The organism is Algoriphagus sp. CAU 1675, from assembly GCF_029222925.1.
Classification (GTDB): Bacteria; Bacteroidota; Bacteroidia; order Cytophagales; family Cyclobacteriaceae; genus Algoriphagus.
Genome location: NZ_JARHUI010000002.1, coordinates 30,146 through 56,196 on the forward strand (window position 1 = coordinate 30,146; position 26,051 = coordinate 56,196).

The window sequence follows — 26,051 nt, forward strand, 5'->3', positions numbered from 1 at the left end:
ATTTGCTAAAATCTGGGCAATTGACTTATATTTGCATCGCTTTAGAGAGTTAGGCGAGTGGCTTATCCTCGATAGTTATCGGGACAGCAGTTTGCTAAATTCAAAAAAATAGAGAGTTGGGTGAGTGGCTTAAACCAGCAGTTTGCTAAACTGTCGTACGGGTCAAACCGTACCGGGGGTTCGAATCCCCCACTCTCTGCATTTTAATTCTCAAATCAGTTTAAAGCTCAACAAAAGACATTTGTTGAGCTTTTTATTTTTAATAAATCTCAAAGCATAACAGGCTTCGAAAGCTCTGTGCTTCATTATTTTAAAAATTTAAGTTTGACATTTCTGCACCATGATTGAAAAATCTTTTCAAATGACTTTTTTCCTAAAAACCTGAAAAAATGCGACCGACTAGTCACGTCACATATTCCTTCAAGTCACTGTAAATGGGAACAGCCGGGAAATCTCCCCCAAACTGGATTGACCTAAAAAGGGATGGAGTACTAAGGCCTGAATGGCTACCGGCTATAAGGAGGATGCATTGCGACTAAATACCTATTGGGTTTCCATACGTATCAAAGTAATACAAGCCAGGTGAAGCTTCTACCAAAAATTGGTTTTTGATCATAGATGTAGAGGAATAAATTTTGTTCTCTTTTTACAGAACCAACAAAACTTTTTCTAATTTTGCACGGTTACTTACTCGATTTGCCATAACAACATGGAAGTAAACGAAAAACAAAAAGAGCTCATTGAGCGGATAGGTGTTTTCTACGAGCGAAAAGGCATGCAGCCGCTGGTAGGAAAAATCATAGGCTTGCTTTTGGTTCATGAGCAGGCAGAAGCCGCGTTTGACGAAATCATCGAAACCCTTGGCGTAAGCAAAAGCGCAGTAAGCAATGCCCTCACCTTTCTCCAGGCCAAAAATTATGTGATTTACACCTCCAAACTTGGAGAGCGTAAACGCTACTTCACACTTAAGTCTACGGATTGGAAAGCAGATTTCGAGCAGGAACTGGAACATATCGCAGATATTCAGCGGTTTTTAGAGGAAGTTCTAGCAATCAGGCCCGGAGAAACCCAAGAATTCAATGACAGGCTTCGGGATTTCTGTGACTTCCTGGAATTTTTCCGAAACGAAATCCCCTCTTTATTTGAGCGATTCAAAAACCAAAGAGGCTAAAAAAATTTAAACCCTTGGTTCTCTTTTAACAGAACAAACCACATTAAACTTAATCAACTATCCCACAAAATGTTACGAAAGTATCTGTTCTATGCTTTTGCCTCTCTGATTCCCGGTTTGGCAATGGCTCAGAATCCGATGGAAGAAAATTCCAGCTCGGATAAAGTCACGCTAAAGGAGAGTATCGAAATCGGTCTCAAAAACAACCGAAATCTCCAAAAAGCACTCTTGGATGAAAAAAAGGCCCAATACCAAAGAAACGAAATCCGGGGTGCCGGCCTACCTCAATTCTCCGCCTATGGCAATTACAACAACTTTATAAATGTATTTCCACAGGCTGTGCCCGGAGGTATCTTCGGAGGTAATCCCGATGAAATCCAAGTGATCGCACTTGGAGTGCCCCAATCCCTAAAAGCCGGGTTTCAGCTTAATCAGCTTATCTACAGCAACTCCTACCTAATCGGACTGAAGGCTGCCCGTACAGGGGAAGAGTTTTATAGGCTCCTGGCCCAGCAATCGGAGGAAGATGTCATCTATGACATTGCTGCCAACTATTTGGGCACGGTACAGCTTCATTTGCAGCGGGAAAATCTCCTTGCCACCATTGATCAGTTAAAGGGACTGGAAAGAATCCTTCAGGCCCAATATGACAATGATCTAGCCCGAAAAGTGGATCTGAATAGAGTAAAAGTGAACCTGACCGCAGTCAGAGCCGAACTCGAAAACCTCGATATTGCCATCTACCAGCGAGAAGGCTACCTCAAGTTGCTGATGGGTATGCCTGTGGAAAATCCCATTACCCTCGACTTGGAAACAGATTCCTTACAGGGATACCTGTCCTCTTTCAATTCACTGGATTTCTCGGCACAGGACAGAAAGGATTTGCAGATTCTGGGAGTTCAAAAACAACTCTATGAATATGAGTTCAAAAACATCAAGTCCAATCATCTTCCACAGCTGGTAGGATTTGCGGATTGGAACCGAAACGCCTTTGCTACGCAATTTGACTTTCTGACGGACGGCAAAGTCTGGAGGCAGGGTTTTCTGATCGGTCTGCAACTACGGGTTCCCATTTTCGACGGATTACAAACCCGAAATCGCGCTGCCCAAACCAAAGTCAAGCTGGCTCAACTTGCTCTAGATCAAAGCCAAGCGGAACAGGGGGCTCAACTGGAATACCAAAGCGCTTCAAACAAGTACAAAAACTCAGTCAACACACTAGTCTCTCTAGACAAAAACCTGCAACTAGCTGAAGAGGTGCTGAAGGAAACTAATCTCCTATACAAAGAAGGTCTCAGCCCTCTCACTGACCTGTTGGAAGCAGAGACTACGCAAAGACAAGCACAAACCAACTATAATAATCAACTGATCCAAGTACAAATCGCCCAACTGGAGCTACTCAAATCCTCCGGACAAATCAAAAATCTAATCCAGAACTAATATTCTACCAAGCAATGAAAAATTTTATCATTCTGGCTGTCGTCATCCTCGGAATAGGTGCCATTGGCTATACCCTTTACAAAAATAAAACTGAACTCGAAACCTCTGCCAACCTGGCCATGAAGACCAGCGATCACATCGCCGTGACCATGGAAACGGTGAAAGAAGAGACCATCCTGAGGTCTTTTGAGGCCAACGGGGTATTTGAGCCCTCCCAAGAACTCAAGCTCATGGCAGAAACTGCCGGAGCGATCGTCAAAATCAATAAGCGAAAAGGTGATTTTGTAAAAAAAGGAGACATCATCCTACAGGTAGATGACCGCCTCATCCAGTCGGAATACACCATCGTCAAGCTCAACAGAGATCAGGCCGAAAAAGACATGAAGCGATTTGAAAACCTAGCTTCCACTGATGCGGTGACTCAAAAGCAGCTGGAAGAATACCAAAAAGCATTCAAAATCTACGATGCACAGTTTTCAGCGCTGCAAAAGCGCCTGGACGACACCCGTGTAGCCGCTCCAATCTCCGGATACATCAATCAAGAATACTTTGAAATGGGAGCGCTTGTGAGCCCGGGTATGCCGATCGTTGATATCATCAATTCTTCCCCTTTGAAGTTGACTGTGAAAGTAAGCGAAAGCGAAGTGTCCAGCATCAAAAAAGGAGACCAGGTTTCCGTCAAAGCAAATGCACTGTCTAACGACAACCTGATTGGCAAAGTCGACTTCATTTCCAACAAGGCTGATGGTTCCTTCAAATACGAAGTGATCCTCATTGTGAGTGGAGACAAGCTTCAGGAGATCAAGCCAGGTATGTTTGGCACGGCTACTTTCAAGTCTACAAAAGAAGAAAAAATCCTGAAAATCAGCAGGAAATCAATTGCCGGAAGCATCAAGGATCCTGGAGTTTACTTAGTAGAAAACGAACAGGCAACCTACCGTCCGGTAAAAATCAACCCGCTCCAGGATGGTACCGTGGAGATCCTTCAGGGGCTTAAGGTTGGGGAAGAAGTCATCTCCTCCGGACTTATCAACATCAAAGAAGGAACCAAAGTCAAAATCCAATAATCATGAAAATTACCAAACTTTCCATACAGCGTTCTTCGCTGGTAGTGGTACTGTTCACGGTATTGACTTTGCTGGGGATCTTTTCCTACACGCAGCTGTCCTATGAGCTTTTGCCCAAAATGGACACCAATATCCTGACCATCTCTACCATCTATCCGGGAGCGGCACCTTCGGAGGTGGAAACCTCCGTCACCAAAAAAATCGAAGATGCAGTCGCCTCTTTGGAGGGGATCAAAGCGATGAACTCCATTTCTCAGGAGAGCGTATCCATCATCACCATCGAGCTGGCATCTGGGACCGATGTAAACCTTTCTCTTCAGGATGCCCAACGCAAGATCAACGCTATTCTAGGTGATCTACCCGAAAGTGTGGATCCTCCTAGCTTGGGCAAATTTGACCTGGATGACATGCCCATCATGCAGATGGCAGTGTATTCAAACCTGAATCCGGCGGAGTTTTATGACTTGGTCAAAAACAAAATCCAACCCTCCCTGGCTAAAATAAACGGCGTGGCCCAAGTGAATATGCTGGGAGGTACCGAGCGGGAAATCAAGGTCAATCTAGACCGAAACAAGATGGAAGCCTACGGCATCTCTCCTCTTCAGGTCGTTCAGCAGATTGCCACTTCCAACTTAGACTTCCCTACCGGAAGGCTAAAAAACTCAGACAGTCAGATTCTCATCCGACTTGCCGGTAAGTTTAATTCTGTGGATGAACTCCAGGAACTCATCATTTCCTACCGCCCCAATGAATCACCGATCAAGCTAAAAGAAATCGCCGAGGTGGTGGATGACTTCAAAGACGAAAGCGTCCTGACCCGACTCAACAACAATGAGGCAATCGGACTTACCATACAAAAGCAGTCAGATGCGAATGCCGTAGAAGTGACCGAGATTGTACAGCGGGAACTCCAATCCTTGGAATCTACCTATGTCAATGAAGGACTTTCCTTCCAGATCTCTCAAAACAGTTCCGAATTCACCTTGGAAGCAGCAAATGATGTGATCAAGGACTTGGTGATTGCCGTCGTCTTAGTGGCCTTGATCATGTTGCTTTTCCTTCACAGCATTCGAAATGCAGTTATTGTGATGGTGGCGGTTCCAGCTTCTATCATCGCCACCTTTACAGTGATGTACTTGGCAGGATTCACGCTCAATCTCATGTCCCTGCTTGCCCTTTCCTTGGTAGTGGGTATCCTTGTGGATGATGCGATTGTGGTCATCGAAAACATCTACCGTCACCTTGAAATGGGTAAATCCATCGCCCAGGCATCCTATGACGGGATCAGAGAAATCGGCGGTACAGTCGTTTCTATTACTTTGGTAATTATGGTGGTATTCGTACCATTGGCGCTTACCGGGGGATTGATCGCCGGGATCATCAAGCAATTCAGTATCACGGTAGCGGTGGCAACACTTTTCAGTTTGCTGGTGGCCTTTACCCTCATTCCCCTGCTCACTTCCCGGTTTTCCAAATTGGAACATCTGGATAAGAGTTCCTTTTTGGGAAAAATAATTTATGGCTTTGAGCATGGGATAGATGCTTTCGTGGATTGGTTGCTGGGAATTTTAAGATGGGGTTTTGCCCATAAAATCGCTCTACTTCTCATCACCTTTGCCCTGTTTATTTCCTCCTTCTTCCTGATCGGAATGGGCTTGATCGGGAGTGAGTTTGTGTCTCAGGGTGATCGGGGAGAATTCATCATCCGTATGGAACTTCCAAAAGATGCTACCTTAGAACAGACCAATTTCCAAACCCAGGCAGTAGAAAACTATCTCCGAACCATTCCAGAAGTAAGTGAGGTATTTACCATGGTAGGCATGGCAAGCGGGCAATTTACCGGCTCTCAATCCTCTCCTTTTACTTCGGAAATTTCGGTGAAGTTGGTTCCAAAAGAAGAAAGAAAGGTCTCAGGACCTGATCTAGCACGACAGGTAGAATCCTATCTGGAAGAAAACCTTACCGGTGCCGAATACACCACTGTACCGATCTCCATTATGGGTACGGCAAACGACGCCCCTATTCAGGTCATCGTGTCCGGTCCAGACAAAGACTCGGTAACCGTAACTTCTGAGAAGATCATGGACATTCTGGCTGGAATCCGAGGAACCCGTAAAATCGAAAGCTCTCTGGAAGCCGGAAACCCGGAAATCCGTGTGGAAGTGAACCGGGTCAAAATGAATGAATTGGGGCTATCGATGAATCAGGTCGGTGGCACTCTTCAGGTCGCCTTCAATGGAAACGATGACTCCAAGTACAGTGATGGAGACTATGAATACGATATACAGGTACGCCTCAACGAGTTTGACAGACAATCTATCTCCGATGTAGAGCAGATTACCTTCCTCAACAACAGAGGACAATTGGTCAAGTTGAAGCAGTTTGCCGAGGTGATTCAGTCAGAAGGACCCACCAAACTGGAGCGTCGTGACCGCGTAGGTTCTGTAAAGATCACCTCCCAAGTGGCCGGAGTACCTTCAGGGACCGTTGGCGCTCAGCTTACCGAACAGATCAATCAGCTTCAGCTTCCTCCACAGGTAGAAATCAACTATGAAGGTGATTTGAAAAATCAAAGTGAAGGATTTGGAAGTTTGGGTATCGCCTTGATCGCATCGATCATTCTGATTTACTTAATCATGGTAGCCCTGTATGAGTCCTATGTCTACCCGCTCGTGGTGATGTTTTCACTGCCTATGGCTTTGATCGGTTCACTTCTAGCCTTGGCACTGACCAAAGGGACCCTGAGTATCTTCAGTATCATGGGTCTGATCATGTTGATGGGACTGGTGGCCAAAAACGCCATCCTCCTTGTGGACTTCACCAATGAACTGAAAGCAGCAGGGGTGGAAGTGAAAAAAGCTCTGGAAAAAGCCGTAAAAATCCGTTTCCGTCCGATTTTGATGACCACGTTGGCCATGGTCATTGGTATGCTTCCAATTGCCTTGGCTTCAGGTGCCGGTGCAGAGTGGAAAAACGGTCTGGCATGGGTCATCATTGGTGGATTGATTTCCTCCATGTTTTTGACCTTGGTGGTTGTACCGGTGATTTACTTCCTGTTTGACCGCTTCCTCGTAAAAATCGGTAAGTCCGAGAAAAAAGAAATTCCACTGGAAGATACCCCAATGGATGAATTTGAGTCTGAAGCGGCCTCTTACGTCTAATTTAAAAATGGCTGTCTCATAAGGGCTATCACGTAAAACTACCCTGAGACAGCCTAATTTCTCTACCCTTATGAAAAATTTCACTGATCTTCGCAAAATCTCAAAGGTTTTTCATCAATATGGAATCACTTTGACCGGAAAGAAAAAATACGCCTCCTTCGAAAAAGACCTCAATATGGACAAAGTGTTTGTCAATGGTCTGATATTCGAATGTGAACTGGAGCTAAGAAAGGAATTGGAGGAAGAAAAAATCCATCAAATTAAAGCTCCTGCCCAAGTAATTGAGCTTTTGGTGGGTTGATGAAAAAACATCCATCAAGCGAACCACTTATCGACTTCTTCAATATTTAATGGGATACTTGGGAGGATTTACTCACACAAAATGTAGATCCTCCCTTTTCTCTGTCTAGACTACATTTAGTATAAAGCATGTTATCTATCTGCCAACAGGGGCTGGCTGAATATGCGACTTCACCCTATATCTTCATTACTTTGAAAGGAAAAGGGATGCAATGAGAAAACACCTTTAGAATTTTTCCTCCATTCCTAAAAAATCGGAAAAACCTTTACACCTACAGCCGTCGGCGTTAACCTGAGCAAGTAGGCGGAAAGGGCTTTTTCAATCTGTTTACAGTGAATGGATTTTAACTTAAAATTTTTGCATTACCAAAAAAGTAAAAATCCATTAACCTTTAAAATCTGCTCTTATTGAAAGAGCACTCCCTTTTTCAACTGCTGCCCAAGCAACCTGTTGTTTTTTTTCTCCATCAATGCAAGTACATCAATTTCTAAATCAAGCATCTGAGAATTTTAGGCCTCAGCGGTCCTTTTATTATCAGCAAATCCCTTGCTCTAAGCTCAGAATGCATGACTGAAGCAATGAATAAGGTTCTTTAGCCTAAACTTTCAAAATGTTCCATTTAAACTAAATCATTTTATTATGTTCAAAACCTTAATCGCATCCCTGGCATTTTTCTTAAGTGCTGAAGTCTGTAATGCCCAGGAAAAAGTATTCCACTTCCACGAAGAGGGAGAAAAACAATGGAATTATGCCCAAGCCTATCGCTCAGGCAACCTTCTCTTTATTTCCGGAACTGTCGGAAAAGGAACTATGGAGGAAGCTGTAACAAGGGTTTATGACACATTGGGCAAAACCCTTGAAAAATATGGGTTGGATTTCAATCATGTGGTCAAAGAAGGACTTTTTACCACAAATATGCTTGCCATGCAAAATGCCCAGCCTATCCGACAAAAGTATTATGGCACACATACACCTGCTGCCACTTGGGTGGAGATCAAAAGACTTTTTGATGAGGATTCCATCCTTGAAGTAGAACTTATCGCTGAAATCGAAAAGCAGTGAAAAAATTTAAGAAAACACTAATAGAGCGTTTCCAATCCCTTTGGTTAAGCAGTTTCTTGCTTAGTATTTTTTGGTATTTCATGAGCTGTAGCAATTCCCCTGATCCCCTGGAAACTTTACTGCAAGCCGATCGGGATTTTGCCAAAATGGGAAGTTCAATTGGGCTGAAGGAAGCATTTCTTTACTATGCTGCCCCAGAGGCTATCCTATTGAGAAACGGGAGTAAACCCATCCAAGGAAAAGAATCCTTAGGAAGCTTTCTGGAACCAATGAATGGCGGGTTTAAATTGGAATGGGAACCGGAGTCAGGAACCATTGCCTCCTCCGAAGATTTGGGATACACCATGGGAAATTTTGTACTTCGGGATTCTTCCAATAAGCTACTGAGCAAGGGAAGCTATTTATCGATCTGGAAAAAAGACCCAGTCGGAGAATGGAAATGGGTGGTAGATGTGGGAATTAATCACTAGGAAAGGAAAAGCCGCATCATGGACGCGGCTTTACCATGAATAAAAAAGAGGCTGTTTAACACAGCCTCCCAACCAAAAAATACCCTAAAAAATTATTTCTCGATAGGCATCTCTAATTCAGCTACCATTTTATCAAAATCAGATTCATTCATTTGGGCTTTTACCACCTTCAAAACTTGCAGATAGAAAAACTCAGGGGCATTTGCCCTTAATCCTCCCATAGCCATCCTTCTCTCTGAATAAGTCAGAGAAGGGATGATGTATTTAAACGTTGCCATAATCTGATCCGGAGTAAAAGATGCCAGGATCCGCTGATGCTGTTCCATCAATTCCTCATCCGAAAAATTCATCCAGATTTTCTCCAAAATATCCTGCTCTTCCAATAACATGTGCTTGAGGTACTCAGCCTGGAAATTTGAAAAATCCAGATAAAAATTATTGACCTCCAGCATACTACTCTCCGCATTCAAGGCTTCAAGTTGTTTTGATAGAGTTCCAATTTGGGCATCCAAATACTCGTGTTCTTCATGATTTTCCAGAGTACTTCCCGGCATTCTCATTTCCAGCGCAGGCAAAATGACCTGATCCTCAACTTGGGCATGTTCCTCCAAAAAATCATAGAGTTCTTTAAAAAGGAATTTGAGGCTTTGAAGGGATTCTGGAAAGGAGGGATCTGCATTTCCAGCAGCTATTGACACTTTTCCCAACAAAGTTCTCAAAGCCTTATGAGGAAAGGCATAGGTATTCATTCTCATAATATGATGGTTTAAGTTACTCTTGGGAGATTGAAAAATTTCAATTGTGGTTGCATGAGGTATGAAAAAATAAGCTGAGTCTTACAAGCAACTCACTTTTCTATTTTTCCATCTCTTACCTACTAACTATTAATTCATATTGCCATGAAAAATTCACTTTTCACATTAGCTGCAATTGGCTGCCTGGTGTTTCAGGCCAATGCCCAGCAGATCCAAGAACCACAAATCCCCACTCACCATGATAGCAGAGGGTATGCAATTCTGAAAAACGGAGGGTTGATTGAGGGAAGAATTTATGATACAGAACATTCCAAATCAATCAAGCAAATCCATATGGAAATAGCTTCTGGCACTAATAAAAAAATAGCTGCCCAAGAGCTTCATGAATTCGGAATAGTAATATCAGATAAAGCCGAAGCCAACAAAAAGCTTATTTCCGAGAAAAAAGAAAGTTTGATGCCAGAAGATTTCATCATTTACCGCAATCTGAAAGTCCATGGAAAAAAGGAACTGTTGCTACAGCTCTTGAACCCAGAGAACAGCGGTATCATTGAGGTTTATTATGCACCATCCACTGAAAAAAGAAGGTTGAAACAGGTTGCACAAGACCCAACTCCTAATCCCAAAGAAGGAACCTATTACCTTTCAAAAAATGGAGAGAGAGTTCTAAAGGTGAAGTACCAAAACTATTGGAGAGCCTACAAAAAACTATTTAAAGAATGTCCTGAATTGATGAAAAACAAGTCTCCGGAACTTTGGGATTTGGAGGAGCATATTCAGGTCTTCACCTCACATGCACACTAATCCATCTTTTTATGAAGTCTTATAAACATTTAATTATTGCCACCAAAACGTACATGAGTTTGTCGTTGATATCCTTGTTTTATGTAAGCCTGATGGCACTTTTGGATCCCCAGGCGGTCATGGATCTGGTCCAAGTTAAGCTTGAAAACAACGACGCCTTGAGTTCTATCAGAGGAGTTTACGGAGGAGTGGGATTCACGATTTGCCTCAGCACCCTTTATCTTCTAGTCAATTTCCCGGAAAAGGGTGCGGCATTCCTGAGTTTGTTCTGGGGGTCTTATGCATTTTCAAGATTAATCACCTTGCTTTCAGATGGTCCTTTAGGGGATTTCGGGACTCAATGGTTTTTTATTGAAGGCCTATTTGCCCTGCTGGGACTTGGTCTTTGGTTCGCTCTGAAATCCAAAAGGAGACAACAGAAATTTATCCCAAAGCAAGGATTTTGATTTAGAGTCCCTTTCTATTTTTCGCCTTGATCTGAAAAACGGTCAAGGCGTTTTTATTTTCTGCTTTTAGAAGAAAGCCTCTCTCTTTTTTTCAGTGAGGAAGGGAAGATTAAATCGGCACCAAGGTATACGAATTTGCTTTCTGAATTAAGTTTTTGTCGAAAGAGCAAAGCTTAGGGACCTGTTTTTGAATGATCATCGTTCCATTCAACCTGAGGTAAAAACATTCCTAATGCCTTTCGTCTATACGCCTTCCCTTCTTGAGGAAAAGGCAAAAAAAAAGCCATCAAAATGATAGCCTTTCCAATTTAACCTGCATTCCATTTATCTTTTTTGGGGCTTGGCCTCCGCTCCGGCCAGGATCCCCCCATCTACAGTCAGTTCAATTCCTGTGAGATACGAAGATTCATCCGAAGCCAAAAAGAGAGCAGCATAAGCTACTTCTTCAGGCTTTCCAAACCTTCCTAAGGGAATTCCTGATTCCACCTGCTCGATTATTTTCTCCCGCATCTCCCCTTCTCCAAGCATGGAATCCCACATAGGAGTCATGATGGCAGCAGGATGAATGGAGTTGCATCGGATGGCATATCCTTTTTCAGCACACAGAAGTGCCACCGATTTACTATGATTTCTCACCGCCGCCTTACTAGCTGCGTAGGCTGCCGCCCCCGGAATCCCCACGATCCCGCTTCTGGAAGAAATATTCACGATACTTCCTCCTCCCTTTCTCTTCATCAGGGGAATGGCATATTTACAGCCTAACACTGTTCCATTGAGATTGACGGCCATTACCTCATTCCAAGAATCCATATCTACCTGTTCGGCATCAAAAGGCCCCTTGGTTTCCAAAAAACCCGTGATTCCAGCGTTGTTTACAAGGATATCCAGTCCTCCATATTCCAATAAAATCCGTTCGTAAACGAGCTGCCATTCCCCCTCATTTTTCACATCCAGATGGGTATAGCATGCCATTTCTCCCAATTCTTTTGCTAGCTCCTTACCCTGTTGGTCCAAGATGTCGGAAAGGATCACTCTGGCTCCCTCCTGAATAAATAGTCTAGCGATACTTTCTCCAATACCCCTGGCAGCACCTGTGATTAGGGCTGTTTTGTTTTTGAGTCTTTCCATCTGTTTTGGTTTAAACAATTTCCTAGTCAGGAATTTCAGGCATTACTAGCCCTTCAATATAAAATCTGGCAACCCCTCTAGAAAGGAAAGGATAAAAACCTCCTCTGCGGTTGGTAAGAACAATAATACTGATTTTTAAGTCAGGAAACCGTATCAGATCTGCCAAGGCCGGCCCACCACTGTGGCCCGTCATCTTAAACCCTTGGTATTCCTCGGTAATCCATCCCAAACCAAAATTTGATTGCTTCCCATCTTTCAAAGGATTGGGACCAAAAACCATATCCTGAATTTCCTTTCGGATAAAAACTCCACTGTCCAATGCTTGCATGGCTTTCGCCATATCACTTATGGATGAATAAATGCCTCCTGCAGGGTAAAACCAAATCGGGAATCTCATATCCGAAATAAAGTGGTGATCCGTATCCCATCCATACACAGCTACTCTTTCTTTGATAAGGTTTGCCGAACGAAACAATCCTCCGTCACTGAGATTATCAAATCCAGTCTGAGTCAAGCCCAATGGTTTCAGAAGGTGTTTGTCCATAGCTTCCTGAAAAGGCATCCCGGTGATATTTTGGATGATCTGATTTAAAAACGCATAATCCGTGCTGACATAGAATTCCCTAGAACCGGGTTCGTATTCCAAGCCTGCCTCAACAGCCGCCTTCATCGCAGACCCAAGATCCTGATAGCTTTCCAAGGAAATCATCCGAATCCCAGACTGGTGGGCTGCCAATTGTCGGATCGTGATTCCTTTCCAACTATCCGGTATGGAATCCAAGTAGCTGCCCATGGGATCATCCAAAGAAAGTAACCCTTCCTGATGCATTTTTCCCAAGAGCATTCCTGTGTATATTTTTGTCACAGATGCCAATTGGAAAGGACTGCTTTCCCGCAGCGGGATATTCCATTCCAGGTTAGCCAGGCCATAGGTTTGTTTCTTTATGATTTCCCCTTCCCGGATCACCGCCACAGCTATTCCGGGAATATGCTGGGCTTGCATCACGCTGTCCAAAAACAAATCAGTTTGATCCTGAGCTTTTACACTAAAACCCAGAAAGGCCATCAGAGCCAGGGTCATTATCTTTTTCATTGTAAGTGGTTTTTAAGGATATAAAATTGATTCAACTCTTCAGATGGATTAACCAACACTCTTGCAGAAGCCGGGTTTTTCATTTTGGAATGGAACCTTTCTGCATAATCAAAATACTCATGAGACTTACCCAAAGAGAAATCCCTCAGGAAATCCTGATAGTCCTCCAATAGATCACTTTCCTCTACAAGTACCCTCCCGAGGGACAGTCCTTCAAGCTGTATTTCAGTTCCTGAAAAAGCAGGGGCCTGAAGGGTATTGTTATGGGGATCCTGTATTTGAAAGACCAGCCAAGTCAAATTGGGCTCACTCGCTCCGAACCAAATTGAATAGACCAGATCTAGATCACCAGTTGGGTTAAGCAGATAATCTGTTTCATTCTTTGCCTGAAGAGAGAAATCCCCTGTAAACAACTCTATTTCCCCTTCAAATTCTTCCCCTCTAAAGCGGGAAAAGGTCTGGCTATCCTGCTCGAAATACGTGAGTTGAAACTCTACCCATGGGAAAAATTCGGCATAATCTGCAAGGGTGACCTGGTCCTGGTCTTCGAGTAGGTCTACCTGCAGGTAATATTGGCTTTGAAGATTGTTGGGATTTTCAAAACCAAAGGCCGAAAAGGAACCTGAAACAGATTTTGACAAGCTGATAGTTAAAGAATTGAGTTCCTGAAGTTGGGACAAATCAAAATCAAGAGAAGCACCGGAAAGGGTAGCCTGCTGTTGAAAAAATTTCCCCAGTATCCTTTCTCCCTGGTTTAAACGAAGGAAAAATCGGGATGGGATGTAATCCAAAAAAACAGCAAAGTTGGCTGAAAGAGATGTTCCATGGGAAAAGCCACCTCGGTTGCCAATCCAGTATTCCTGATGGGACGGAATATTTCTGAATTTTAGGTTTGCGGAACCAAATGGACTTTCATTCTCTGCATCAACTTTCAAGGGCCAGCTTTTTCCAAAGGGAACCTGCTTAAAGATCTGACCTAATCCCTGTTCAAAACCATTTGCTCTGGAAAATATCCCAAAACTGAATTCTGTCCCCAATATCTCTCCCATAGGAATTCGGATATTGCCTGTTTCCAAGATTTCCTTTTCCAAAAAGGAATTCCCCTCTTCATCCCAAACAAGGAGAAAATGCCGTATATCCTCCGATAAAAAACTTTCATCCACCCGTAATTCCAGAAGAAATTCAGCCTTTTCAAAAGGCTTTTGTTTCATGTTCTCAGGGTTGGACTTTTGTCTTGCTTTCAGCAGATGAACTCCTGCATCCAATTCAGCTATGGAAACTTCATAGGTCCCATTTGCGAGTTTTTGAGGAAAAACCTGCTGGGAGCCTATGAAAAAATCCAAATCTGAGTCCTGAATAGTTGGACTGGACTGGATTTCAAACCAAAGAGTGCTACCAAACACACCTGGCTGGCTAATCTCCAACTCAAATGGAGTCAAAGGATTTTCCGGATTCTTGTCACATGAAAAAAGGATCAATAGAAAAAAAACGGAAAGGATTCGTTGTATCATGGTCTTTAGAGTTTTAAAAAAAGGTTATTGTCTTTTTGTGTTATTGATTGAGAAAACATGTGCGGGGTTGCGTATATCCCAGAGAAAAATATCTCACATAAACATGTGATTATGAGACAAAAGATCGTGGCTTTCAGAGCGATTCACTTATTTTTAGCAGCTGAAAATGATTAAGAAACTCCTGCTTTCCGTTTTATTGTTTCTCTCCGTTCTCACTTTGCTGGCGGAAAGGAGAAAGTATTTTGTAACCCATTTTGGGACCGAGCAGGGAATGGCCTCTGATCAGATTTTTACACTTTTCAGGGATGATTCTGGATACTTATGGATAGGGACGGTGAATGGACTGCAGCGCTTTGACGGCAGGTCCTTCATGACCTATCAGATTAAAAGCCCAGAACTCCAACCCAGCAAACCAGTCATGGAAATCCTTAAGGATCTGGAGGGGACACTATGGCTAAAAGTTGGAGATGACTATGGATATTATCAGCCGGAACTGGAACTCTTTACTCCTATTCCTTTTGAAAAAGAAGAAAACCGCTTTTTGGGTGAGCAATTGTGGATGGACAGCAAGGGAAATCTTTTTGTAATTCTCACCAACACCAAGCTTCTGTGGATAGACCAGAAAAACAATAGAATTACTGACCAGAATCTTCCGGTTCAGATCCCGGATGGATGGAGACCCCGGTCTCTATTTGAAGATAAAAATGGACTCTATTGGATAAGCTGTGTAGAAGGGGTTGCGGTTTTTGACCCAAGCACTTCCGAAATTTTCACACATCAAAACAATCCAAGAAACCTGGAGGTCCTGAAAAACCAAGACCTCGGGCATGTTATAAATACTATTATTGATTCAAAAGGAATTTTTTGGATTAACTACTGGGCTCCGAATGAAAAGCTTGTTTCCTATAATCCACAGACCAATACCTGGAAAGAGCACCAGCAAGACTTGGCGAATACTAATTCCAACTACCAGGAGATATTTGGAAGCTTGGAGTTGCCGAATGGCGAACTATGGAGGTATGGAGTCCAGGCTTTTGCAAAACTGAACCGGGAAGCGCATCGGTTTGAGGTATTTGAACAGAGCAGTGTAAAATATGACTTGATATCAAAGTTGGTTTATGATCCCTCCGGAGGGCTCTGGGCAGGAACAGACAGGGGCTTGTATTTCCTTCATTTTGACACACCCAGTATGTATTTCATGGAGCTTTCTACCGAGAATGGAAATTATGAATTCCAGGCTTTGGAAGAGGTCATTTACCAAGGGGACACTACTTTTTGGCTTGGAAGCTGGGGAAAAGGAATCCAAATCTTTAAAAGCGGATTCCAAACGGTTAATCTCCCTTGGTTGTATACTACTTCTCCCGGTACAATTGAATCCAAACAAGTATGGGACATTCATTTTGATCCAAAAAGATCTTTGGTCTGGGTGGGACTTCAAAAAGGTCTGCTTCAGATCATTGATCTTCAAACCAATACTTCCAAATTCATCAAGCCTCCTCTATTCGAAAACTCTACCATTTTGACTATCACCCAAATGGAAAATGGAGATTTATGGTTTGGCACACAAAGTGGAAGAGTGCTTCGGTACCGTCGGGAAGGATTGGATGAAAATGGATTTGAAATTGTCCGAAGGTTCGATGCACATGTTCCGAAAATCATCGTCAGTCAGGATCAAAAAATCTGGGTCACCACTTCAGATGAAGGAGTCTATATGCTGGATCCCGAAACCGGGGATATAAACAGGCATCTAGACAAGAATCAGCTTAGTTCCAACAAAATGGAAGGTATCCTCCAAGTCAATGACAGCCTTTTTATGATGGGCTTTGAATTGCTCAACAAGTACAATGTGAATACCGGTGAAAACGAGGTTTTTTCCTATTCCAATGGCTTGCTGAGCAATAATATTTTTGATATGGAGGTGGATAAAGAAGGCATGGTCTGGGTCTATACCCCAAATGGACTAACCAGATTTGACCCTATTTCCAATACCTTTACATCGTTTGGTAAAAACCATATTTTCTCCCATCTGCCCAAAGACGGAAGAACCGGAAAAAGATTTTCAAATGGACAGCTGGCCTTTGTGAGCTCCAATGGAATGATCATTTTCGATCCTCTTCAGTTTGACAAAAACCTCCCTCCTCTTACTCCAACCATAACCAATGTGGAATTATTTGGGGTGTATGTAGGAGATGGCACTTCGGAAAATCCCCTGCAATCCTTCAAATCCCATCAGAACAGTCTGAATTTTGATTTCAATATCCTAAATTTTTCGCTTCAGGACAGATTCCGCTATCAATACCGGCTTGTAGGGGCCGATCCAGATTGGGTGGAGGCTAAAGGCGAATTTCGGGCTGTTTATTCACTTTTACCTCCCGGGGAATACCGATTTGAGGTAAGAAGTTACAATGAATCCGGAGTCTTTTCTGAGGCCGCCAGCTATCCTTTTGAAATCAAGCCCAGCCTTATTCAAACCTGGTGGTTTAAGGCTTTAATGGGTTTGCTGTTTCTGAGCATCATTCTTTTAATCTATAAAATGAATGTCAACCGGATTCTGGCTGTGGTCAAGCTCCGAAGCAGGTTGGCAAGAGACCTTCATGACGACATGGGATCTACCCTGAGTACCATCAATATTCTTAGCTCCATGGCTAAAACTAAAATCGGAACCGATCCTGCCAAGTCCAGTGAATATATTTCCAAGATTTCAGAAAACTCCCAACGAATGATGGAATCCATGGATGACATTGTATGGAGTATCAAGCCCCAAAATGACACCATGGAAAAGCTCATTGCCAGAATGAGGGAATTTGCCAATCAAGTATTGGAGAGTAAAGGCATTGAGTTTTCTATGGAAATCAATGAAAAAGTGCTTGGCATGAAGCTCAGCATGGATGCCAGAAGAGACCTTTTTTTGATTTTCAAGGAGGGTATCAACAATGCCGCAAAGTATTCCAAAGCAGAGCGGGTATTGATTTTGTTTTCATTGGATAAAACCAGCTTTACAATGCAGATCAAGGACAACGGAAAAGGTTTTGATTCCGAGAACAATCATGAGGGCAATGGGCTTCAAAACATGAAAAAACGGGCAGCGAGCCTTGAAGGAACAATGTACATCTACTCTAAACCCGGAAAAGGAACCGAGTTGATTTTAACCATTCCTCTGTAATCCACATATTTATGTGATTGAATTGGGATAGAACAAGAGGTATCTTTACCAAGATTTTTAGATTCTCTATGATTAAGCTACTGATATACGAAGACAATCCACAACTGAGAGAAGGTTTGACCATGTTGATTGACGGCAGTGAGGGTTTCAGCGTATTGGCGGCTTTTAAAAACTGTTCGAATGTAGCCAACGAGATAAAAACCTACCAACCGGATGTCATATTGATGGATATAGACATGCCCGGTGTCAATGGATTGCAGGGATTAAAGATCATCCGTGAAACCAACACGGAAGTCAAAATATTGATGCTCACCGTTTTTGATGATCACCAGAATATTTTTGAAGCCTTGCAAAATGGGGCAAACGGATATATTCTCAAGAAGACACCTCCTGCCAAACTATTGGAATACATAGAGGAAGCCTCGACAGGCGGAGCTCCAATGACTGCCTCCGTTGCTACCCAGGTTTTAAAAATGTTTGCCCAGCTAAATCTTCCATCAGACAAGGACTATAATCTTTCCGAAAGAGAAAAAGAGGTGCTTCAATGGTTGGTCAAAGGCTATTCCTACAAAATGATCGCAGCAGAAATGTTCATTGCCATGGACACCGTCAGAAGCCATATCAAAAAAATCTACGAAAAGCTTCATGTCAACTCAAAAAGTGAGGCAGTTGCCAAAGCTTTTCGAGACAAAATTGTTTAGTGTTGAACTTTTTGCAAGCCGCCCAAGGGTGGCTTTTTTTTATTACATCCTCTTCTTCCCAAAATTCGCAACTCACTATTTTTCACATATTTATGCGATTTCAAGATCCGGCCAACACTCGCAAATTTGTACTGTACAAAATGTGAAATACCTACATGAAAGCCTTCCTGAAAATTACCTTGATTTTATGGGGATTGACCTTTTCGGTGAACTATTCCAAACCAAAAAGTCAAAGCACTTACACTCGGGTTGACCTAAAAAGTGACTTTAAAATCACACAAACATGTGATCCCTTGTCCATGATCGGGAAAGATCAACTTTCGTAATAATAGCTATCAACCAAAGGCCCTTTTTGAAAATGAAACCAACTACTACCCACAGAAAAACTAACCATGAAAAAGCCATTGGTGAATCCAAAAGAAATCCAACTTCTTCCCCAAGTTGCCGCCGAAAAACGCTTGTTTTTAGGTTGCTTGGAGGGAAACCCAAAAATTCAGCGGGAACTTTTTAATAAGCTGTCTCCGAAGATGCTATCCATTTGCCTCAGGTACATTAAGGAGACAGCCGCCGCTGAAGATGTACTGATCATCGCCTTCGGAAAAGTGTTCGACAGAATTGGACAATTCCAACAGCGAGGAAGTTTTGAAGGATGGATCAGACGCATTGTAGTCAACGAATGCCTGATGCATCTGGAAAAAGAAAGAAATCTTTTTAGAGAGATCGGACTGGAAAACATCTACCCTGTTGCCAATCAATACAATCCCTCAGATCTATTGGAGTGGAACGACATGGTCAGCATGCTAAACTTCCTCCCCTCTGGATATAGAAAAGTCTTCGAACTCTTTGTGCTGAAAGGAATGAGCCATGAAGAAATTGGCAAAACCTTGGGAATATCCGAAAACACCTCCAAATCGCAGCTTAGCCGGGCGAGAGTTTACCTACAGCGGCTAATGGAATATAGAAACAATAAAAACTGAAGCCCAAATGAAGCCACCAATTAAAATCATTCATTTCCTGATTTTGGCCACTGCACTTACCCTGGTGGCCAACTTCATTCCGGCTTTATCAAGCGCAGGAAATATTAAGTCCCTGGTAATCATGTGGACACCTGGTTTGGCAGCCTTGGTTGTCAGTCTAATTCACAAAAGATCGCTCCGGGAAATCGGCTGGGGATTCAGCTTGAAATGGATTGCTTTGGGCTGGATCATTCCTGTCACCTATGGTAGCATTTCCTATTTCATAATCTGGCTGACCGGTGTTGGAGAATTCCCAAATCCCACATTTTTGGAAAGAGCCCAATTTACCATGGGCTTCGAAAGTGAAAATAGTGGCCTCGTCATACTGGCTGCATTTTTCTACATAACCCTGGTTAATTTGCTTCCTTCCATGTTTTTAGGGTTGGGCGAAGAGATCGGATGGAGAGGTTTTTTGGTCCCCGAACTTTTCAAAAGGGTAGACTTCAAGATGACGGCAATTATCAGCGGACTGATTTGGGCAATTTGGCACTTGCCCGGAATTATCCAAGGTGAATACGGTGAATCAAGCACCCCATTGGGGTATCGCTTGGTATGCTTTTTCCTACTTGTTATTTCAGGCGCAATCATTTTGGCTTGGTTGAGGATTAAATCCGGAAGTATTTGGCCTGTAGCGGTTTTTCATGCCACACATAACGGGGTGATCCAAACCTTTTTTGACCGACTGACCAAGTATGAGGAGCTTACCCCTTACTTCGCCGGGGAGTTCGGAATAGTCGTTCCGCTTATAAGCATGGCAATTGCCCTTATATTTTTAAAAAATTCAGGGACTTCTCTAGGCCTAAACGATAGAAAATAAAATAATTTCCCCACAATGCTTCAGCATTCTAAGCCTATTCTATTGGTCATTGGATCCGAACGTTTTTATTCAAAAGCTCTTCCAAGTTCTTTGGAAGAGCTTTTTACTCTCATACATTTTGACAACTTGGGATTTTCCCATTCTCCAAATTATTCAGAAAGTCTATATTCTGATCTCAATTCCATCCTTTTAGATATTGAGTCTTTCCGAAGTCAAAAGCAGCTGAATAATTTTCTGGTTTTTGGACACTCGGGCCATGCATATATGGCTCTAGAATATGCGAAAACCTATCCCCAACATGTATCCGCCCTTATTCTTTGTGCTTGTAGTCCCAATCTCCATGAAAATACAACCCAGAAAATAGCCGGGTATTTTGAACTGGAAGCAGATACCGAAAGGAAGGAAATTTTTAAAAAGGACATGTCTGGATTATCCGAAAAAATATCAAAAAATCCCGAGGCCAGATTTGTCCATTTTGCACTGGCACAAAAAGCCAAAAACTGGTTTGATCCTAATTTTGATGCTTCCAAACTTTGGGAGGGAGTCCCAACACACCTTCCCACTCTGGATTGGGTCTGGGGAAAACTATTTCATGATTATGAATTAAACCTGGGAGGCATGCCTTTATCCTGCCCAACTTTACTGATTCATGGAAAGCATGATTATGTAGGCGGATCATTATCCCTTTGGGATTCTTACTTGTCAGACTTCCTTCATTTGAACACCAAAATTTTTCAGAAAAGCGGACATTACCCCATGGTTGAGGAACCAGAATTATTTGAGGAAACGCTTATTTCCTGGTATAAGAGCAGCTGGGAGAAACCCTGAATAAATACCACAGAAATAAATAATCCTGTTTATAAAATAGAAATCCCCCAAAAAAAAGATAAAACATCATATTTGTATAAAATTCTAAACTCCAATGGAAGAATTCCTAATCAGCGAAGTCATGTTTGTGGAAGACGATTTGATCGTCAAAAAAGTAGGCAGCATACTCTTTCGCACCATTGGCTATACGAAAACTATCAGTCTATACGACAACGGAAGCCATGCAATCCAGGAAATCCAAAGAAGGATTGAAGAGAAGCAATTTGAAAATCTGGAACTGCCCATTCTATTGCTTCTGGACATCAATATGCCGGTGATGAATTCCTGGGACTTCTTGACCGAATATGCTTCCTTGGACCAATCTGTCAAAAAAAGATTCAGAATTGCCATCATCACCAGCTCCATCAACCCAGAGGATGAGGTAAAAGCTTATTCCTTCCCTGACGTGTTGGATTATATTCAAAAGCCCCTATCCCCTGAATACCTCAAGGATTTTTTGATTCGGCATAAGTTTTTTATTCAGCCATCAGTCAATGAGCAATAAAAAAGCCCTCAGCTTTCTGAAGGCTCTTTTATTGTATTTGGTTCAAACGGGATTCCCACCAACCCACTTTTAGATCAGTTTTGCTTAATAGTTTGGAAGGCACGTTCGCTTGACCCTTCCAAGAGCTTCAAAGTTACATGTGATCTACCAAGCCCCCAATCCTGGACCTGAAGTCGATAGCCCATTTGGAAAGCGCTAGTGGGTTCATTTCTGTCAAAATTCATGGAAGGATTACAGGAACTATGATATTTCTTTCTCCTTATGTCAGGGCTAAAAACCAATTGATCATCCACGAACTCAACCTTTCCCTCTAAGTATTCTGCAATATAAGCCTGGCAGCCTCCCACCCCGGTGGATACCACTGTGGACCAAGAAAATGTCCCATCTTCAAAAATCTCAATACCAAAGCCTGGCCTAGGATTCATGCTCCAAGGATCATAAGCTCCGTCAAACCACTGCCCAGTTGCCGGATTATACAGCTTATCCTTGTAGGCATAGCCACTTGTAAAGCTCCACTCATCCAACCAAGTGCCCAGTAAAATTTCAGGCAATTCGTTGGAATTGGGCAGCGGATCCTGGTCTTCACCGCAAGATGAAAATCCAATCAGGCAAATCAAGCCTGTCAATATTGATGTACGAAACATAAATGTTGATTAAGTATTAAAACAGAAAATTCAATCCTTGAGATGGGAAAAATTGAGCTACAGTTGCTTAGGATAAAGGCTTTATTTGCCTAGAATTACTCCCATCTTTTAGAGTCAGCATATTAAAGGTCCTTGGAATTCAAATCTTTGGAGTGGAATTCTAATCGGTACCATGCAAAAGGAAGCCTATGACCTATTATTTAGTCATAGGCAAGGGATAAAAAAAAATTATCCTAATTAAAAACACGAGTAGCATTTAAGTAATTTTTCCCTAAGTTTGCATCCGAATTAGGGATTGGCCTATTCAGAAAAGTTTGTTTCAGGTAGTTTACAACCAGTACAAACTTACCAAAAAGTCTTCGGGGTGTAGCGTAGCCCGGTATCGCGCCACATTTGGGATGTGGAGGTCGTAGGTTCGAATCCTGCCACCCCGACTTTTAAATCATTTAATGAAAATCCGTTGCGGACGTGGCGAAATTGGTAGACGCACTGTCTTCAGGTGGCAGCGCCTTCGGGTGTGAAGGTTCGAATCCTTTCGTCCGCACAAAAAGAGCCTATACTCACTGTATAGGCTCTTTTTTTGTTTCAGTATGCCAATCTTAGTTTTACCAATTTGTCCGAGTCAGTTAATCTTCTTTCTCTTAATCTTTTTCAAAAAGAGTTTTAAGTAATTTTCCTTCTCTTCATTTACCGGCACATCATCGCTAAGCAAATATCCAAATGCTTCCAAACCGTAACTTCTCTCCAAGGTAATTTTCAAAACTCCCACCATTGGAATAAAAAGAACCATTCCTGAAATTCCCCAAAGCCATCCTCCAAGTAGTATGGCCAAAATCACTGCCAAGGCATTAACTTTTACCTGAGACCCTACAATCCATGGAGTGATGATGTTATTTTCCAACAACTGAATACCCCATAATACCACAAAAGTCAAGAGTGGATACACCATGGAGTCTGTGGTCAAAAACACGTAAAGGATTGCGAAAAAGGAAGAAATCACCACTCCTACATAAGGGATTAGGTTCATCACAGCAATAAACACCCCAAATAAGAGAAAATATTTGACCCCGATGGAGTAGAAAAACAAACCCGCCAAAACCACCATAATCCCTGTTACCCGAAGCATACCGCTAAGGTAGGACTGAATGATATGACCACTGTCTCCAACCCAAAGCAGGACTTTCTCATTTGAATCGGCAGAAAGTTTTAATAGAAAAGCCATAAAAAAATCCTTATAATACATCATTAGAAAGATATACAAAGGAATAATACCTGCCAGAGTCAATGATTTTCCCGTAGAAAAGAGAGTCTCGTCCAGGTTTTCTAATTTCAGAATCGACCAAACCTCCAATTTATGAGCAGGGTCTCGCCAGTTTTCCCCTAGTAGCAAACTGGCTTCGTCCATATAAATACTTAGCTTTTCCTGAAGTTTTTCTCCTATTTCGGGTACATCCCGTATCAACCCTACCATTTGATTGAGCAGCAGGTAGAATATACCCACGGCTATCAGGGTAACAATAAGAATACTGATAACAATAGCTACTCCCCGAGGAAATCTTCGTTTTTCGAACCAGTTGGAAATGGGATTGAGGGAAAAGGCAAAAAAGACCCCCCAAACCATAGGAACCAGGATAAATGAACCTTCCTTGAGCACCAGGGATCCAAAAACCAATATGACAAGAAAGTATGCCGTTTTCTGTAGTGAATTCATCAGGTTTTGATATTGATAGCTGAATATACTAAATCCATTGAAGGCAAATATTTTCAGCCCATCAATCTTCAAATGAAAACTTCCAAATAATACTTAATTTTCAAAAATCTAGAATTGATCAAACTCATACCTATGAAAAAATTAATCGTTGCCTTGGCTTTGTCTATTCCTGCCTTGGGCTTTGCTCAGGCCCGGGTGGACACAATTGAAGTATATTCTTCCGCCATGAACAAAACCCTGAAGGCTGCTGTCACCACCCCATCAACCTACCAATCCAATGAAAAAAGCTACCCCGTAATTTACCTCCTACATGGTGGAAGTGGTTCATTCAGTGATTGGCATCAGAAGGTAACCGAGCCAGGATTGGTGAATCGAATGGCAGAAGAACAGGATTTGATCATCGTGACTCCAGGAGTTGGGCCTTCCTGTTACTATTATGATAGCCCTAAAATGGATTCTGTCCGTTATGAAACCTATCTCATCCAAGAGCTTATCCCTTTTGTTGACGAAAATTACAGGACGCTCAATCAGAGAGAATCCAGGGCGATTACTGGACTTTCCATGGGAGGACATGGGGCCATTTGGCTTTCTGCCCGCCACCCTGAGCTTTTTGTAGCGGCCGGGAGTATGAGTGGGGTAATGAATATTGACACCCGTATGTGGAAAGTTCCGGAAGAATTCGGAACCCTCAGAAGTACCCAACAAAAAGCCATGTTGGGCGAAGACCTGAATTACGATGGACCTGAATTCAACTCCTATACTGCTGTAGGCTATGTGGGAAAAATGAAGGAAAACGGGCTGCATCTTATTCTCGATTGTGGGGTGGATGATTTTCTCATCGCTACCAATAGGCAAATGCATCAGCTTCTCCTGGAAAACGGCACTCCTCACGAATACATTGAAAGACCGGGAGCCCATACCTGGCCCTATTGGACTGAAGCTTTACCGGTTCACCTGTTGTTTTTTGACAAGTACCTGAAAAGACAATAATTAACTTTCCTTCCTCCTACAAAAGCATAAATAAATTCCAAAATTCGTCGAATTTTTGCTTTTTGCAGGAGTTTCACTACCCATTACTATGTCCAAATTTGATTCAATCAGGCCTTTTTACGATGCTGAAGTCCATAATGCATTGATGAGTATCATCGATGATCCCATGCTTGAGGCCATGATGAATTTCACCTTCCCGGAAGACCAAAGCTCTCATTGGAAAGAACAAATGAGTCATACTCATTCCCTACGGGATTTTCAGATCAACTTCATTTATCCCGGATTGATGAAAGTCCTCGAAAAAAGTTCAGATGGCCTATCCTCTGGAGGTTTTGATCTTTTGGAACCCAACACCGCATATCTCTTTATCTCCAATCACCGGGACATCATTCTCGATACCTCTCTTCTGAATTCCTGTCTCTATGAAAATGGGCTGGTGATGACAACATCGGCAATTGGAGACAATTTGATCCAAAAACCATTTCTTCTGACTCTGTCCAAACTCAACCGGAACTTCGCCATTAAAAGAGGCTTGACCGGAAGGGCTTTACTGGAAAGTTCTCAGCTGGTATCTGAGTATATCCGAAAATCCTTGGTCCATGAAAACCGTTCCGTATGGACAGCACAGCGGGAAGGAAGGACCAAAGACGGAAATGACATTACTCAAAAAGGAGTGCTAAAAATGCTTACTCTATCAGAGGAAAGTAGAGACTCATTTTCCTATTTCGAAAAAATCAAGTTGGTTCCTGTATCAATTTCCTATGAATACGATCCCACTGATATCCTAAAAATGCCCGAACTTCTGGCAAAATCAAGAGATGAAAAGTATGTAAAAAGTGAAAATGAGGATTTCCTCAACTTGCTAAGAGGGATCATGGGTACTAAAAAACGAATTCACATTCAGGTCAATGGGGTTCTGGATCAGGAAATCCAGCAAATTTCCCAAATGGAAATCAGCCAAGGTGAAAAACTTTCTGCATTGGGCGAGTTAATTGACCAAAAAATCTGGAAAGGCTACAAACTATGGCCTTCCAACTTCATAGCCCATGACCTGCTTCATGGAAATGAAGAATACAGGAACTTTTATACCCCGGAAGAGAAAAAAGCATTTGAGAATAGGCTGAATTCCAAAATTGACACTTCCCATCCTGAAATAGTCAAGAACTTCCTTTCCATGTATGCCTATCCTGTGATTAATCATCAAAAAGTGCTTAGTGTTCATTGAGCA

Annotated in this window: 23 protein-coding genes and 3 tRNA genes; 20 read left to right on the forward strand and 6 right to left on the reverse strand. The window is 42.4% G+C overall.

Going from position 1 to position 26,051, the window contains the following annotated elements; genetic code table 11:
* Nucleotides 1-110: 110 nt before the first annotated feature.
* From P2G54_RS04165 to P2G54_RS04200, 8 genes are all read left to right on the forward strand, one after another.
* Nucleotides 111-199, forward strand: a tRNA-Ser gene (locus tag P2G54_RS04165).
* Between the two features lie 510 nt (nucleotides 200-709).
* A complete protein-coding gene (locus P2G54_RS04170; RefSeq protein WP_275868524.1) occupies nucleotides 710-1,171 on the forward strand; it encodes a hypothetical protein in 462 nt (153 codons plus the stop codon).
* 69 nt (nucleotides 1,172-1,240) lie between these two features.
* A complete protein-coding gene (locus tag P2G54_RS04175; protein ID WP_275868525.1) occupies nucleotides 1,241-2,611 on the forward strand; it encodes a TolC family protein in 1,371 nt (456 codons plus the stop codon).
* A 14-nt stretch (nucleotides 2,612-2,625) separates the two neighbouring features.
* Nucleotides 2,626-3,678, forward strand: coding sequence for an efflux RND transporter periplasmic adaptor subunit (locus tag P2G54_RS04180; protein WP_275868527.1), 1,053 nt, complete (start codon nucleotides 2,626-2,628; stop codon nucleotides 3,676-3,678).
* Nucleotides 3,679-3,680: 2 nt separating this feature from the next.
* Complete coding sequence (locus P2G54_RS04185; protein ID WP_275868528.1) at nucleotides 3,681-6,839, forward strand: efflux RND transporter permease subunit; 3,159 nt, start codon at nucleotides 3,681-3,683, stop codon at nucleotides 6,837-6,839.
* A gap of 70 nt (nucleotides 6,840-6,909) precedes the next feature.
* Nucleotides 6,910-7,140: an acyl carrier protein gene (locus P2G54_RS04190; RefSeq protein WP_275868530.1), complete on the forward strand. Its 231-nt coding sequence runs from the start codon at nucleotides 6,910-6,912 to the stop codon at nucleotides 7,138-7,140.
* 639 nt (nucleotides 7,141-7,779) lie between these two features.
* Nucleotides 7,780-8,202, forward strand: a complete 423-nt coding sequence (locus P2G54_RS04195) for a RidA family protein (protein ID WP_275868532.1) — start codon at nucleotides 7,780-7,782, stop codon at nucleotides 8,200-8,202.
* Nucleotides 8,199-8,672, forward strand: a complete 474-nt coding sequence (locus tag P2G54_RS04200; protein ID WP_275868534.1) for a hypothetical protein — start codon at nucleotides 8,199-8,201, stop codon at nucleotides 8,670-8,672. Before P2G54_RS04195 ends, P2G54_RS04200 begins: the two co-directional genes overlap by 4 nt.
* Nucleotides 8,673-8,764: 92 nt before the next feature.
* Here P2G54_RS04200 and P2G54_RS04205 read toward each other — a convergent pair whose 3' ends face one another.
* Nucleotides 8,765-9,427, reverse strand: a complete 663-nt coding sequence (locus P2G54_RS04205; RefSeq protein ID WP_275868535.1) for a hemerythrin domain-containing protein — start codon at nucleotides 9,425-9,427, stop codon at nucleotides 8,765-8,767.
* Nucleotides 9,428-9,571: 144 nt separating this feature from the next.
* Here P2G54_RS04205 and P2G54_RS04210 point away from each other — a divergent pair, with 144 nt between their 5' ends.
* Together P2G54_RS04210 and P2G54_RS04215 are read left to right on the forward strand one after the other, a co-directional pair.
* Entirely contained in the window at nucleotides 9,572-10,231 is a 660-nt protein-coding gene (locus tag P2G54_RS04210) for a hypothetical protein (protein ID WP_275868537.1), read from the forward strand.
* Between the two features lie 11 nt (nucleotides 10,232-10,242).
* On the forward strand, nucleotides 10,243-10,677 hold the full coding sequence (locus tag P2G54_RS04215) for a DUF4345 domain-containing protein (RefSeq protein ID WP_275868538.1): 435 nt from the start codon (nucleotides 10,243-10,245) through the stop codon (nucleotides 10,675-10,677).
* Between the two features lie 324 nt (nucleotides 10,678-11,001).
* Here the strand turns inward: P2G54_RS04215 and P2G54_RS04220 are convergent, their stop codons facing one another.
* The 3 genes from P2G54_RS04220 to P2G54_RS04230 are packed head-to-tail and all read right to left on the reverse strand — an operon-like array spanning nucleotide 11,002 to nucleotide 14,409.
* Nucleotides 11,002-11,805, reverse strand: coding sequence for a glucose 1-dehydrogenase (locus tag P2G54_RS04220; protein ID WP_275868540.1), 804 nt, complete (start codon nucleotides 11,803-11,805; stop codon nucleotides 11,002-11,004).
* A gap of 22 nt (nucleotides 11,806-11,827) precedes the next feature.
* Nucleotides 11,828-12,898, reverse strand: a complete 1,071-nt coding sequence (locus tag P2G54_RS04225; protein ID WP_275868541.1) for a serine hydrolase domain-containing protein — start codon at nucleotides 12,896-12,898, stop codon at nucleotides 11,828-11,830.
* A complete protein-coding gene (locus P2G54_RS04230) occupies nucleotides 12,895-14,409 on the reverse strand; it encodes a hypothetical protein (RefSeq protein ID WP_275868543.1) in 1,515 nt (504 codons plus the stop codon). The genes P2G54_RS04225 and P2G54_RS04230 overlap by 4 nt, the downstream gene beginning before the upstream one ends.
* Before the next feature lie 166 nt (nucleotides 14,410-14,575).
* On the opposite strand from P2G54_RS04230, the gene P2G54_RS04235 reads away from it, so the two are divergent.
* From P2G54_RS04235 to P2G54_RS04260, 6 genes are all read left to right on the forward strand, one after another.
* Nucleotides 14,576-17,572, forward strand: coding sequence for a sensor histidine kinase (locus P2G54_RS04235; protein ID WP_275868545.1), 2,997 nt, complete (start codon nucleotides 14,576-14,578; stop codon nucleotides 17,570-17,572).
* 68 nt (nucleotides 17,573-17,640) lie between these two features.
* Nucleotides 17,641-18,273 carry a response regulator transcription factor gene (locus tag P2G54_RS04240; protein WP_275868547.1) on the forward strand — a complete coding sequence of 211 codons (633 nt, stop codon included), beginning with the start codon at nucleotides 17,641-17,643 and terminating at the stop codon, nucleotides 18,271-18,273.
* A gap of 392 nt (nucleotides 18,274-18,665) precedes the next feature.
* Nucleotides 18,666-19,250, forward strand: a complete 585-nt coding sequence (locus P2G54_RS04245; RefSeq protein ID WP_275868549.1) for an RNA polymerase sigma factor — start codon at nucleotides 18,666-18,668, stop codon at nucleotides 19,248-19,250.
* Nucleotides 19,251-19,257: 7 nt separating this feature from the next.
* Complete coding sequence (locus P2G54_RS04250) at nucleotides 19,258-20,106, forward strand: type II CAAX endopeptidase family protein (protein ID WP_275868551.1); 849 nt, start codon at nucleotides 19,258-19,260, stop codon at nucleotides 20,104-20,106.
* Between the two features lie 15 nt (nucleotides 20,107-20,121).
* Nucleotides 20,122-20,934, forward strand: a complete 813-nt coding sequence (locus P2G54_RS04255) for an alpha/beta hydrolase (RefSeq protein WP_275868552.1) — start codon at nucleotides 20,122-20,124, stop codon at nucleotides 20,932-20,934.
* A 94-nt stretch (nucleotides 20,935-21,028) separates the two neighbouring features.
* The gene (locus P2G54_RS04260; protein WP_275868554.1) at nucleotides 21,029-21,478 is read left to right on the forward strand and encodes a response regulator; all 450 of its coding nucleotides are present in this window, start codon (nucleotides 21,029-21,031) and stop codon (nucleotides 21,476-21,478) included.
* A 74-nt stretch (nucleotides 21,479-21,552) separates the two neighbouring features.
* Here P2G54_RS04260 and P2G54_RS04265 read toward each other — a convergent pair whose 3' ends face one another.
* On the reverse strand, nucleotides 21,553-22,122 hold the full coding sequence (locus P2G54_RS04265; protein ID WP_275868556.1) for a hypothetical protein: 570 nt from the start codon (nucleotides 22,120-22,122) through the stop codon (nucleotides 21,553-21,555).
* Nucleotides 22,123-22,482: 360 nt separating this feature from the next.
* Here P2G54_RS04265 and P2G54_RS04270 point away from each other — a divergent pair.
* Together P2G54_RS04270 and P2G54_RS04275 are read left to right on the forward strand one after the other, a co-directional pair.
* A tRNA-Pro gene (locus tag P2G54_RS04270) sits at nucleotides 22,483-22,556 on the forward strand.
* Between the two features lie 28 nt (nucleotides 22,557-22,584).
* Nucleotides 22,585-22,666 (forward strand) — tRNA-Leu (locus P2G54_RS04275).
* Nucleotides 22,667-22,744: 78 nt separating this feature from the next.
* Here P2G54_RS04275 and P2G54_RS04280 read toward each other — a convergent pair.
* A complete protein-coding gene (locus P2G54_RS04280; protein ID WP_275868558.1) occupies nucleotides 22,745-23,833 on the reverse strand; it encodes an AI-2E family transporter in 1,089 nt (362 codons plus the stop codon).
* Between the two features lie 132 nt (nucleotides 23,834-23,965).
* Here P2G54_RS04280 and P2G54_RS04285 point away from each other — a divergent pair, with 132 nt between their 5' ends.
* Nucleotides 23,966-24,823 (forward strand): alpha/beta hydrolase family protein, encoded by an 858-nt coding sequence (locus P2G54_RS04285; RefSeq protein ID WP_275868560.1) that lies wholly within the window; start codon nucleotides 23,966-23,968, stop codon nucleotides 24,821-24,823.
* An 88-nt stretch (nucleotides 24,824-24,911) separates the two neighbouring features.
* Nucleotides 24,912-26,048, forward strand: a complete 1,137-nt coding sequence (locus P2G54_RS04290; RefSeq protein WP_275868562.1) for a 1-acyl-sn-glycerol-3-phosphate acyltransferase — start codon at nucleotides 24,912-24,914, stop codon at nucleotides 26,046-26,048.
* The last annotated feature ends 3 nt before the right edge of the window (nucleotides 26,049-26,051 follow it).